The organism is Streptomyces sp. NPDC004126 (assembly GCF_050275515.1).
Lineage (GTDB): Bacteria > Actinomycetota > Actinomycetes > Streptomycetales > Streptomycetaceae > Streptomyces.
The window spans coordinates 142,637-153,060 of the sequence record NZ_JBNNPF010000020.1 but is presented as its reverse complement, the minus strand read 5'-3'; the positions used below and the strand labels follow the sequence as shown (position 1 = coordinate 153,060).

At 73.2% G+C, this 10,424-nt stretch carries 14 protein-coding genes; 5 read left to right on the top strand and 9 right to left on the bottom strand.

What is annotated here, in order from left to right; all coding sequences use genetic code 11:
* Positions 1-132 precede the first annotated feature (132 nt).
* The 6 genes from ACQKM2_RS20770 to ACQKM2_RS20745 form a co-directional block, all read right to left on the bottom strand.
* Positions 133-639 carry a GNAT family N-acetyltransferase gene (locus tag ACQKM2_RS20770; protein WP_427711659.1) on the bottom strand — a complete coding sequence of 169 codons (507 nt, stop codon included), beginning with the start codon at positions 637-639 and terminating at the stop codon, positions 133-135.
* A 57-nt stretch (positions 640-696) separates the two neighbouring features.
* Positions 697-1,377 (bottom strand): fibronectin type III domain-containing protein, encoded by a 681-nt coding sequence (locus ACQKM2_RS20765; RefSeq protein ID WP_427711658.1) that lies wholly within the window; start codon positions 1,375-1,377, stop codon positions 697-699.
* 246 nt (positions 1,378-1,623) lie between these two features.
* The gene (locus ACQKM2_RS20760) at positions 1,624-3,201 is read right to left on the bottom strand and encodes a protein kinase domain-containing protein (protein WP_427711656.1); all 1,578 of its coding nucleotides are present in this window, start codon (positions 3,199-3,201) and stop codon (positions 1,624-1,626) included.
* 27 nt (positions 3,202-3,228) lie between these two features.
* On the bottom strand, positions 3,229-3,468 hold the full coding sequence (locus ACQKM2_RS20755; protein WP_427711654.1) for a helix-turn-helix domain-containing protein: 240 nt from the start codon (positions 3,466-3,468) through the stop codon (positions 3,229-3,231).
* Positions 3,468-3,947 (bottom strand): DUF2975 domain-containing protein, encoded by a 480-nt coding sequence (locus tag ACQKM2_RS20750; protein ID WP_427711652.1) that lies wholly within the window; start codon positions 3,945-3,947, stop codon positions 3,468-3,470. Before ACQKM2_RS20750 ends, ACQKM2_RS20755 begins: the two co-directional genes overlap by 1 nt.
* A gap of 97 nt (positions 3,948-4,044) precedes the next feature.
* Positions 4,045-4,311, bottom strand: coding sequence for a DUF6225 family protein (locus tag ACQKM2_RS20745; protein WP_125817431.1), 267 nt, complete (start codon positions 4,309-4,311; stop codon positions 4,045-4,047).
* 196 nt (positions 4,312-4,507) lie between these two features.
* On the opposite strand from ACQKM2_RS20745, the gene ACQKM2_RS20740 reads away from it, so the two are divergent.
* Positions 4,508-4,768, top strand: coding sequence for a hypothetical protein (locus tag ACQKM2_RS20740; protein WP_427711650.1), 261 nt, complete (start codon positions 4,508-4,510; stop codon positions 4,766-4,768).
* A 19-nt stretch (positions 4,769-4,787) separates the two neighbouring features.
* On the opposite strand, the gene ACQKM2_RS20735 is transcribed toward ACQKM2_RS20740, so the two are convergent.
* Entirely contained in the window at positions 4,788-5,816 is a 1,029-nt protein-coding gene (locus ACQKM2_RS20735) for a phosphotransferase family protein (RefSeq protein ID WP_427711648.1), read from the bottom strand.
* Between the two features lie 79 nt (positions 5,817-5,895).
* Between ACQKM2_RS20735 and ACQKM2_RS20730 the strand changes: the two genes are divergently transcribed.
* On the top strand, positions 5,896-6,384 hold the full coding sequence (locus tag ACQKM2_RS20730; RefSeq protein WP_427711646.1) for a GNAT family N-acetyltransferase: 489 nt from the start codon (positions 5,896-5,898) through the stop codon (positions 6,382-6,384).
* A 116-nt stretch (positions 6,385-6,500) separates the two neighbouring features.
* On the opposite strand, the gene ACQKM2_RS20725 is transcribed toward ACQKM2_RS20730, so the two are convergent.
* Complete coding sequence (locus tag ACQKM2_RS20725; protein ID WP_427711644.1) at positions 6,501-6,707, bottom strand: hypothetical protein; 207 nt, start codon at positions 6,705-6,707, stop codon at positions 6,501-6,503.
* A gap of 168 nt (positions 6,708-6,875) precedes the next feature.
* On the opposite strand from ACQKM2_RS20725, the gene ACQKM2_RS20720 reads away from it, so the two are divergent.
* On the top strand, positions 6,876-7,880 hold the full coding sequence (locus tag ACQKM2_RS20720) for a LuxR C-terminal-related transcriptional regulator (protein ID WP_427711642.1): 1,005 nt from the start codon (positions 6,876-6,878) through the stop codon (positions 7,878-7,880).
* A 123-nt stretch (positions 7,881-8,003) separates the two neighbouring features.
* Here ACQKM2_RS20720 and ACQKM2_RS20715 read toward each other — a convergent pair whose 3' ends face one another.
* On the bottom strand, positions 8,004-8,783 hold the full coding sequence (locus ACQKM2_RS20715) for an NAD(P)H-dependent oxidoreductase (protein ID WP_427711640.1): 780 nt from the start codon (positions 8,781-8,783) through the stop codon (positions 8,004-8,006).
* A gap of 138 nt (positions 8,784-8,921) precedes the next feature.
* Between ACQKM2_RS20715 and ACQKM2_RS20710 the strand changes: the two genes are divergently transcribed.
* The gene (locus ACQKM2_RS20710) at positions 8,922-9,746 is read left to right on the top strand and encodes a helix-turn-helix transcriptional regulator (protein WP_427711638.1); all 825 of its coding nucleotides are present in this window, start codon (positions 8,922-8,924) and stop codon (positions 9,744-9,746) included.
* A 95-nt stretch (positions 9,747-9,841) separates the two neighbouring features.
* Entirely contained in the window at positions 9,842-10,390 is a 549-nt protein-coding gene (locus ACQKM2_RS20705) for a GNAT family N-acetyltransferase (RefSeq protein WP_427711636.1), read from the top strand.
* Positions 10,391-10,424: the final 34 nt, after the last annotated feature.

Genomic DNA, 10,424 nt, shown 5'->3' with positions numbered 1-10,424 from the left:
CCACCCCCCAGGCCATGCGATCGACAGGGGGAGAAAGTCATGCCAACTCCGGAGGCCGGGCGCCCCATTGCGGGGCCACCAAGAAGGTAATGGGGAGGGGGACGGGCCGGGCCCGCGGGCGCCGGGCCGGCGTCACAGCACCCGGCGCATGCAGGCCCTCGGCCAGCGGTCCAGCCCGTGGGCCGCTTCGGTTTCCCGGATCCGCCGCAGGCCGGGGGTGAGGCGGGCGTCGTCCATGAGCCGGAAGCCGCAGCGCGCGTAGTAGGGGGCGTTCCACGGCACCCCGGTGAACGTGGTGAGGGTCAGCGCGGGCGCCCCCTCGCCCGCCGCGTGCTCGGCCAGGTGCTCCAGCAGCAGCCGGCCGACGCCCCGGCGCGCGCCGCGCGGGTGCACCGACACCTGCTCGACGTGCAGGTTGCCGTCGACCCGGTCGGCGATCAGGTAGGCGGCCGGCACGTCGGCTCCGTCGGCCGCGACCCAGGCCAGCCCGGCGTGGCGGTAGCGGGCGAGCTCACCGAGGGGGAGTGGTTCGTCGTCGGCGATCTCCGGCATGCCGATGTCCCGGAAGCACTGCCCGGCGGCCCGCTCGATGTCCTGGAGCAGCGGCAGCTCGTCCAGGCGCACGGCTCTGATGCGCATGCCCGCATTCTCCCCCGCACGCCGTGCGGCGCCACCGAATAAGGAACGCGAGGTCAGTCAGGCGCATTCGACCTTCGAGTTGAAGGGGGTCCAGTCCGACGGACCGACGTCGTTGACCGCGCGCACCTGGAAGCACTGCTTTGCCGGGGGCAGGCCGGTCCAGACGAACGACGTGCTGTTCGCGGGCACGCCCCTGGCCTGCTGGAGGGTGCTGTTGAAGATCTCGAACCGCGTCTCGTCGGTGGCGGTGTCCGTCCACTCCAGGTTCACGCGCGTGGGGTCGGCGGCGTCACGGGTGGCGACCACGTTCGACGGTTCGGCGGGACTGCCGATGCCGATCCCGGTGCTGCCCTTCTGCGACACGCTGAAGTTGACACGCGCGTAGTCGGGGGAGCCGGCCTCGCCGTTCTTCACGTACAGCTCCCAGTTGCTCGGGCTGCGCCCGCCTTGCCTGATGCCCTGCTGGAGGCCCCCGGAGGTGCCGTCGAGGTCGTTGGAGTTGCAGCTCGACCCCTCGTAGAGCCGGAGCGTGGGCGTGGCCACCACCATCTCGTCGGACCGCAGGTGGACCTGTACGGACAGCTCGCCCCGGGTCTCCCCGGCCACGCACCTCGCGAACGTCATCGTGCCGTCGGGCCGGTCGTGGCTCAGCTGGGTCATCCCGCTGAGCGTGATGCTCTGCGTGATGCGGCCCTTGCCCAGGCTCGGGGCGTTCGACACCGTCAGGGTTCCGGTCATGGTGACGGTGTGGGTACTGGCCGCGGCGGCCGGCGGGGCCGGCCATACGCACCAGAAGGTCAGGGGCACGGCTGCCGTCGCAAGGGCGGCACGCCGGAGTTTCCGCGTCATGCCTCGCACGTCGTACCTCGCAATCGCCTCGCGAGGTACCGCGGGGCGCCGCGGGTGGGGTCCCCGACGTGGCAGCACCATTTTAGGCCGGGGGCCTCTCCCGGGCACGCCGGGCGGAAGGGGCCCCGGCCGCGCTCACAGCCGCCAGTACTGGCCGGTGTGGTTGCCGCAGGGGTTGAGCACCAGGGCGACGTTGAGCGCCGGTGGCCCGCCGGTGTCCAGGCACAGGCCGCTGGCCGGGTTGCCGAACCGCCCGGTGGCGGTGTCGTAGCGCCATTGCTGGCCGGTGAACCGGCCGCACGGGTTGAGGACCGCCGTGACCCCGCCGGCGGGCTTCCCGTTCGTGTCCAGGCACAGTCCGCTGGGTGTGTTCGTGAGGCGCGCGTCGGTCTCGTCGTAGTGCCAGATCTGGCCGGTGAAACTCCCGCACGCGCGGAGCACCACGTTCAGTCCGGGCCGCTGCGGGCCGTCGGTGTCGACGCACAGCCCGCTGTGGGAGTTGGCGATCGAGCCCGTCGACGCCGAGGGCGAGGACGACGGCGAGGACGACGGCGAGGACGACGGCGGAGCAGACGGGGAGGCGGCGGTCGGACCGGGCGCCGCGGGCACCTGCCCCGTACCCGAAGCGGTGGACGGCGCCCGCGTGTTCGGCGGAGAGGACGGGGCCGTGCTCGCGGTCCGGCCCGAGGCGGCGGGTGCCCCCGAGGCTGTCGAGCGGCCGTCGCCGGGCAGTACCGCCCACAGGATCCCGGCCGTCAGGACGAGGAGCGCCGCCCCCGCCGCCACGGCCGCGGTCCGCGCGGGGCGCCGCCCCGGCACCGGAGCCGGGGGCCCCGCAGCGCCGGGTATCCGCCACGCCGCGGCGAGCACCGTGGCGACGGTCTCGGTGGGGAGTTCGGCCGTGGGAACCCCGCCGCCGGTCAGCTCGGCGAGCAGCTCCGGGGGAGCGGGGCGCTGCTCGGGCGATCTCGCCAGGGCGGACGTCAGCAGTGCCCCGAGGCGGGGCGGTACGCCGTCCAGGTCGGGTTCCTCGTTCAGGACCCGGTAGAGCACGGCGTCGGCCGGTCCGGTGCCGAAGGGGGGCCGCCCGGTGGTGGCGTAGGCGACGGTCAGGGCCCACGCGAACACGTCGGCCGCGGGACCGGCCTGCCCGCGGATCTGCTCCGGCGCCATGTAGCCCACGGTGCCGACCGCGACACCGGTACGGGTCAGCGCGGTCCCGTCGGCGGCCTGCGCGATGCCGAAGTCGATGACCTTGGGGCCCTGTTCGGACAGCAGGACGTTGGCGGGCTTGAGATCGCGGTGCACGACGCCGGCCCCGTGGACCGCCACGAGCGCCTCGGCGAGACCGGCGGCGAACAACCGCGCCATGTCGCCGCGCAGCGGCCCGTGTTCGCCGACGTACTCCGACAGCGTCGGGCCCTGCACGTACTCCATGACGACGTACGGGGTGTTCGCCTCGGCCTCGACCGCCAGCACCCGTGCCGTGCACGCCCCCTGGACGCGCAGCAGCGTCGCGGCCTCACGCCGGAACCGCGCCCGGAACCCGTCGTCCGAGGCGAGTTCCTCGCGCAGCCGCTTGACGGCGACGAGCCGCCCGTCCGGACCTTGTGCCAGGTAGACGACGCCCATGCCGCCCGCGCCCAGCCGGCCGACGAGCGCCAACTCGCCGATCCGCTGCGGGTCCCCCGCCCGCAGCCCGCTCAAACCCACCTGGTTCCTCCTGCGACGTAGGGCAGTTCAGGCCCAGGATGCAGCAGACTCCTCCACCGTGTCCTCGGCTTCCCAACGCAGCAGGTCGCCCGGCTGGCACTCGAGCACCTCGCAGAGCGCGGCGAGGGTCGAGAAGCGCACGGCCTTGGCACGGCCGTTCTTGAGCACGGCCAGGTTGGCGGGGGTGATCCCCACGCGTTCGGCGAGCTCGCCCACGGACATCTTCCGCCTGGCCAGCATCACGTCGATGTCGACGACGATCGCCATCAGATCACCTCGTCCAGCTCCGCCTGCATGTGCGCCGCCTGGACGTCGCGCGCCACGGCCTGGGCGAGCAGCATCCGCAGCACCAGCACGATGAGCGCGACCCCGACGAGCCCGATGCCGACCCCGCCGAGGAACAGGAACCCGGGCGGCTCCATCTGCGAGCGCGCCACCAGGAAGATCGCGAACACCAGCAGGTCGGCCGCCACGAACGCGCCGATCACGGTGTCCACGTACCGGAACGCGGCATGGGAGAACACCGTGCCGCGCCGCACCATCGCCACCAGCCGCCAGACGCAGACGAGGACGACCTGGACCGTCACGGCTCCCAGGATCACGATCACGCGGAGCGGGGTCAGCGGCAGCGTCCCGTCCTCCGGGTCCGCGGCCAGCGCCCACACCATCAAGGCCTGCACGAACACCGTGCCGGCGAGCATCACCACGAGTACGGCGCGCAGGGCTTGCACCGTCAGTCGTCCCATGGCCCCTCCTTCTATCGAATCACGATGTGAATCTATCGATTTTCAATAGGCGAGGCAAGGCGGTGGGAGGCCGGGACCGGTCCGGTCCCGGCCGGTGTCACTCCATGTCGAGGTAGTACAGCCCCGCCTTGGCGTCGGCGAAGAGGGTGAACTCGACCTGGGGCGTGCCGGGATCCTCACCGTCGCCGGGGTCGACCTCCACGGGTTCGGCGCCCACGAGCACGAACTCGTCGTACTCGTCGAAGTCGCCGGGGGTACCGGCGACGCCGATGCTGATCGGGGCGTCGTCGGGAACATCGGCCAGGGCGGAGCGCAGCTGCCTCGCGGTCCAGACCGCGGGAGCGTGATCGAACGTGTCTGCCATGCGCCGAGGGTAGTGACGGCCCCTCCCGCGGCGGAACATGCCACGCCGGACGCCACGGCCCGGTTCCCCCCGGGGCTGACGCCGCAGGAGGGCCGCCCCCGCGGCCGCCGTGGGGAGGCCCGGCTCGCCGGGCGGCCCGGTGGTGTGCGGCAGAATGCGGACGCAGGACCTTGCAGGGTCGGGGGAGCGGAGGGTGATGGCCGGGCAGTCGTACGCGATCCGCCTGTCCCCGCATGCCGCCGGGGTGCTCGCCGGGCTGCCCGAGGGCGCGGGGGCCGCGGCCTGGGACGTCCTGGACCGGGCGTCCGCCGGGCCGTGGGGGTTCGCGCAGTGGGACGCCGGCGACCCCGAGGGCGAGGACGTGCGCATCGCGTCCGCGGGCGCGCTGTCCGTCGTCTACTGGGTCAACCGGCCGCTGCGCCGCATCTCGGTCCTGGACGTCGTCTGGCTCGGATAGGCGGCACCCGCCACGGCCGCTACGGCCGCTTCGCCGGGACCGGCCCGAGCCCCGGCCAGCGGGCGAGCATGCTCCGGCGCATGGCCGTAGTGAGGTCGCCCAGGCCGCGGAGCGCGTCCTGGCCGGCGGTCATCCCGGCGACGACCCCGAGCCGGTGGGCGAGCCGCTGCCGGGCCGTCGCGGTGCCCCACGTCCAGTCCCGGCGCGGAATCCGGGCCAGGTGGTCGGCACCTTCGCGGCGGGCCCGCTCGACGAGCGCGTCGCCGCGGAGCAGCCAGCCGGCGCACGCGTCGGTCAGGTCTCCCGGGGCCTCGGAGCCCGTCGCGGCGCGCCAGGCGTCGCGGTACGCGGCCTCGGCCCGGCGCAGCAGCGGCTCCGCGGCCGAAGTGACGCACCAGCAGGTCGGGAAGCCGATGCGCAGGTACGCCAGCTCCGTCAGGCCGCTGCCCAGCGACGCCTGCTCGAAGTCGATGAACCTGACCCCCGCAGCGGTGTGGAGGTCGTTGCCGGGACACGGGTCCCCGTGGAGGAGGGCGTGCCCCTCCGCCCGGCCGAGCCGCTCCACGAGCGCGTACAGCTCGCCGGCCGTGTGAGCCGCCACGGGAACCTCCAGGGCCCCGGCCAGGCGCAGGAACGCGTCGGCGTCCGCCCGGGTCGGGCCCCGCCACCGGGGAAGTGCCCCGGCGTCCTCCGGGCCCGCGCTCGCGTGCAGCCGCGCCAGCGCGCCCGCGTAGCCGGCGATCCAGTCCCCGCCCGGCGCCAGGTGCTCCAGGTGCTCCAGCACCAGCACCCGTTCACCGGGATCGGTGGCCAGCAGGGCCGGCACCACGGGCGTCTCCCCCCGGGCGGCGAGCCGCAGCGCCGTCACCTCGCGGGCATAGCGCTCGTCGGCGTCAGGGCCGTCGACGACCTGCTTCACCACCACCGTCGCGTCCGGCAGGGCGACCCGCCACACCCGAGACCGGGGGCTGCTGCCCAGCCTGCGGGCGCGTCCGGGTGTCCCCAACTCGGCCCGCAACCCGCCCCCGAACGGAAGCCGTCGCCACATGTGCCCATCCTCCCGACCGTCCCCCGACAACCCACAACGGTAATAGTCACACTGGCAAGGCACCCCTATACTCCGGTGGATGCAGTCCATAACGATCAGGCGTGCCGTCGCGCAGGACGCGGAGCGCCTCACCTCACTGATCCAGCAGTCCGGCGCCTACCAGGGGCAGTACGCCTCGATCATCTCCGGCTACCGCCTCACCCCCGAATACGTGGCCCGGCACCGGGTGTTCGCGGCCGTCGACACCACCGGCCGGACGGTCGGCTTCTACTCCCTGACCCTGGATCCGCCCGAGCTGGACCTCGCCTTCGTCGCCGACGAGGCGCAAGGGCTGGGGGTCGGCCGGCTCCTGATCGGGCACATGATCGGCCAGGCCGCCGAAGCCGGGCTGACCGGCGTACGCGTGGTGTCCCACCCGCCCGCGGAGCCGTTCTACCGGCGCATGGGTGCCGAGCGGGTGGGGACGATCGCCCCGATCCCGCCGAAGGTCCCCTGGGAGCGCCCGGAGTTGCGGTTCACCGTCCCCCGCGGGGCGCCGACGGCCACGACGGCCCCGACCACGCGGTGACGGGCCGCCGCGAGGGGCGCGATCTCCTCGCGGCGGACCGACCCCGGACACGGCGTCGCACCCGGCAGGGCGGGGTTACCGCTACACCGGGTGCTGTGCGCCGCAGCGCGGGAGGATCATCCCCAGTCGGAGTCCGGCGGCTGGATCAGTGAATCCGCGGACACGACACGGGCGTCGGCCTGCTGTTCCACCTCTCCCATGGCTGCGATTCCCCAATTGGTGCCGGCCGGCCCACTGGCCGCCGCGACACCACTGAGTCCGGTGACCGCGAGGATCGCGAGCAGCACGGCGGTGATGGTTGACCGGATGTTGATCGATATCAAGGTGTTCCTCCCTTGGCCGGCCCGACCCCCGCGGACGATGCGGGCAGCGGGGCCTTCTGCGCGCCACGGGCCCTGTGGCACGGGATCAAGCCTCTACCGGGAGAGGGGCGCGATCAACCTTCGCGATACTGCGTCCACCCGCAGTTCAGGAAGAGGAAGACAGATCTGATGACGGAACGGGAAATAGCCGCCGCCCCCGACACCTCCCGGTTGACCGCGGTGGAACTGCGCACCTACCGCAGGGCCTTGAGGGGCGAGGTACTGCCCGACGACGAGCCGGGACTCGCCTCGCTCCTCACCCGGGACATCGTCTTCCCCAATACCCACGAACCCGGAACGTATGTCCCCGCCCCGTCCCGCTATCTGGAGACCCAGCTCACCGACGCCGTCCTGAAGGCACTCACCGGCGTCACCGCGGCCCTGGCCGCCGTCCCCGCCCACGTGCGCGAGCTCGAAGCCGAGCAGGAGCGCTACCACTACAGCCCCAGCCCGCTCGGGACGCTCCTGCTCCGCACCGTCCCCGAGGTCAACACCGAGACGATACGCACCATCCAGTCCGCCGAGTCCGAGATCCTCACCGCACAGCCCGGACACCGCAAACCGCAGGTCCTCAAGGGCGCCCTGCCGCGTGACCTGCAGGCCGCCCAGCGCGGCGTGACCGTACGGACGATCTACCGCACCAACGGGCGGAGCAACCCCACCCAGCGGGACTGGGTCGCCACCATGACGCGGGCCGGTGCCCAGGTCCGCACCCTCGGCGAGGACTTCCTCCGGTTAATCGTCGTGGACCGCAAGCACGCGTTCTTCGAGGTCTACGGCGACGACGGCACCGTCCAGCCGGCGGCCGCCTGGTACACCCGGGACCGCGGCGTGTGCGCCGTGCTCGCCGCGCACTTCTGGCAGCAGTGGGAGCGGGCCGACCCGTGGCTGCCGGGCGAGACGGACGCCGGCGCGGCGAAGGCCGACGGCGACGCCAAGACCTCGAAGATCCAGCGGACGATCGTACGCGGCATCGTGGCCGGCAAGAGCCACCGGCAGATCGGCGAGAACCTCGGCCTCAGCGAGCGCACCGTGACGGCACAGGTCTCCAAACTGCGCGAGGCACTGGGCCTGGAGACGGTGCCCCAGCTGACGTTCTGGTGGGCGACGTCACCGGAGCGGCTCCTCCCGTAGGCGGCCCGCAGGGGCCCGGTCCCGGGCGGCGTACGGCCCCCGAACCCCGAAAACGGCGAGTTCAAGCCAAAACCCTCCCTCCGGAGGGACGGTACGGGAGAGGCTCGGGCGGCGCCCCCGCCGTCAGCCGCGCACGTGCAGCCCGAAACCCGAGCGGCCCGCGGGCTCCAGACCCTCCTTCAGATGCAGCGAGGGGATCTCGTAGTCGCCGAAGTTCTGCCGCCGGAAGGCGATCGGCTCCGTCGACTCCAGCGTCAGCAGGCGCTCCTCCCAGGCCCGGGCGGCCTGCGCGTACTCCTCGTCGCCCATCCGGTCGGTGCCGTACAGCACGAACGGCGGCAGGACCTCGATGCCCGGGTAGTAGAGGATGCCGTGGTGGATCGGGAACAGCAGGTCCTCGATCGGGCCGTTGATGCCGCGGGCCGCGTAGTGCGACTCCGGGCCCCCGGCGGTCACCGACAGCAGGGCCCTGCGCCCCGCCAGGGTGCCCTCGCCGAACCGCTCGCCGTACTTGGTGTCGCTGTGCTCGCCGACCCCGTACGCGAAGCGGTACGTGAACACCCGTTCCACCCACCCCTTGAGGATCGCCGGCATCGAGTACCACCACAGCGGGAACTGGAAGATGACCGTGTCCGCCCACAGCAGCTTCTCCTGCTCGGCGAGGACGTCCGCCGTGAGCGTCCCGGCCTCGAAGGCACGGCCCGAGTCCCGCGCCACCTTCAGCGGACTGGAGGCGTCCGGGCCGTAGTCGGAGGCGTCCACGACCGCCTTCCACCCCATCGCGTACAGATCACTCACCCGCACCTCGTGCCCGGCGCCCTCCAGCGTGGACACCGCGAGGTCCTTCAACGAGCCGTTGAGCGACTTCGGTTCGGGGTGGGCGTGGACGATCAGCGTCTTCACGGGAACTCCTTCGGATCGGATGCCCCCATCCTGGGCGCCGGGGCGGCCGGCGTTCAGGGACGGCCCTTCCATCGGACCGGCCATCCTGGGAACGGCAGTACCACCCTGGCGCGCACGACTCGCGCCATACTGGAGGGCATGGATGATCTCGCGGGGTTCCTGCGGACCCGGCGCGCCCGGGTCGCCCCGGCCGCCGTCGGCATACCCGCCGACGGCCGCCGCCGGGTCGAAGGGCTGCGCCGCGAAGAGGTGGCGCACCTCTCCGGGGTCAGCGTCGACTACTACGTACGCCTGGAGCAGGGCCGCGCGACCCAGCCCTCCGAGCAGGTCCTCGACGCGCTCGCCCGCGTCCTCGGCCTCGACGAGACCGAGCGCGGCCACCTCCACCGGCTCGCCCGGCAGCCCCGGCGCCGCGCCAAGGCGCCGGGCGGACGGGTCCGGCCCGAACTGCTGCGCGTCCTCGGCCTGGTCGCCGGCGCACCCGCGATGGTCATGGACCACCGGATGGACGTACTCGCCGGGAACCGCCTCGCCGGGCTCCTCTTCGGCCGGCCCTTGCCGGGCCTGAACATCGCCCGGCACCTCTTCCTGGAAGAGGCCGAGTCCGGCCTCTACGCGGACTGGGAGCAGTGCACCCGCGACGTGGTCGGACACCTCCGCCTGGCCGCCGGCGAACACCCCGGGGACACCCGCCTGGCCACCCTCATCGGCGAACTGGCGATGGGCTGCGAACGCTTCCGCCGCCTCTGGGCCCGCGCGGACGTACGCGCGCGCACCCACGGCGTGAAGGCCTACCGGCACCCGCTGGTCGGGCTGCTGGAGCTGCACCAGGAGAACTTCGCACTGCCGCACGAACCGGGCATGGAACTCGTGGTGCTGTCGGCGGCCCCGGACACCCCGGCCGAAGACGGCCTCCGCCTGCTCGCGGCCCTGGACGCGCCCGCCCCGGACACCCACTCCTGAGCAGGCGCGGGCGCCCGGGGAAAATGCCTGTGCGGCCGCGTCGCGGCCCGGATATCTTGCCTCGTCCTGAACAGGCCCCCGGGAGGTCCCACACCATGAGCAGTGCCACGTCGTCGTCCTTGCCCGAGCGGATCCGGCTGACGGGGGAGGGGCTCGTCCTGCGCGACTGGACGGAGGCGGACCTCGCCGCGATGCCGGAGCTGTTCGACCACCCCGACATCGCGTACTGGACGCCGATCGTCTCGCCCTTCGACGAGGCGGCCGCCCACACCCGGCTGGCCCGGGACCGGCAGCTGCGCCAGGAGGGCACGACCATCCTGCTCGCCATCACCGTCGACGGCGGCGCACCGCTCGGCGAGATCATGCTGCGCCGCGCCCCCGAGGGCATGGAGATCGGCTACGCGGTCGGCCCGGCGCACCGCGGCCAGGGGCTGGCGGCGCGCGCGGTGCGGGTGATGGCCTCGTACGCGTTCGAGCAGATGGGCGCGGAGCAGGTGATCCTCGAACTGGAGGCCGAGAACGCCGCCAGCGTCGCCGTGGCGCAGAAGGCGGGCTTCGCCCTGCTCGACGTGCCGCCGATCACGGGCGAGGAGAAGGGCCGGCCGTTCGTCCTGCAGACGTGGGGCCTGGACCGGCCCGCCTGACCGGCCCGCCTGACCGTCGCCGGGTCGTCCGCCC

Excerpts from the sequence above, each read along its gene's own strand:
- ACQKM2_RS20705 (WP_427711636.1), top strand. The coding sequence starts at position 9,842 with ATGAGCAGTGCCACGTCGTCGTCCTTGCCCGAGCGGATCCGGCTGACG.
- ACQKM2_RS20770 (WP_427711659.1), bottom strand. The coding sequence starts at position 639 with ATGCGCATCAGAGCCGTGCGCCTGGACGAGCTGCCGCTGCTCCAGGAC.
- ACQKM2_RS20765 (WP_427711658.1), bottom strand. The coding sequence starts at position 1,377 with ATGACCGGAACCCTGACGGTGTCGAACGCCCCGAGCCTGGGCAAGGGC.
- ACQKM2_RS20750 (WP_427711652.1), bottom strand. The coding sequence starts at position 3,947 with ATGGGACGACTGACGGTGCAAGCCCTGCGCGCCGTACTCGTGGTGATG.
- ACQKM2_RS20740 (WP_427711650.1), top strand. The coding sequence starts at position 4,508 with ATGGCCGGGCAGTCGTACGCGATCCGCCTGTCCCCGCATGCCGCCGGG.
- ACQKM2_RS20710 (WP_427711638.1), top strand. The coding sequence starts at position 8,922 with ATGGATGATCTCGCGGGGTTCCTGCGGACCCGGCGCGCCCGGGTCGCC.
- ACQKM2_RS20720 (WP_427711642.1), top strand. The coding sequence starts at position 6,876 with ATGACGGAACGGGAAATAGCCGCCGCCCCCGACACCTCCCGGTTGACC.
- ACQKM2_RS20730 (WP_427711646.1), top strand. The coding sequence starts at position 5,896 with ATGCAGTCCATAACGATCAGGCGTGCCGTCGCGCAGGACGCGGAGCGC.
- ACQKM2_RS20735 (WP_427711648.1), bottom strand. The coding sequence starts at position 5,816 with ATGTGGCGACGGCTTCCGTTCGGGGGCGGGTTGCGGGCCGAGTTGGGG.
- ACQKM2_RS20745 (WP_125817431.1), bottom strand. The coding sequence starts at position 4,311 with ATGGCAGACACGTTCGATCACGCTCCCGCGGTCTGGACCGCGAGGCAG.
- ACQKM2_RS20755 (WP_427711654.1), bottom strand. The coding sequence starts at position 3,468 with ATGGCGATCGTCGTCGACATCGACGTGATGCTGGCCAGGCGGAAGATG.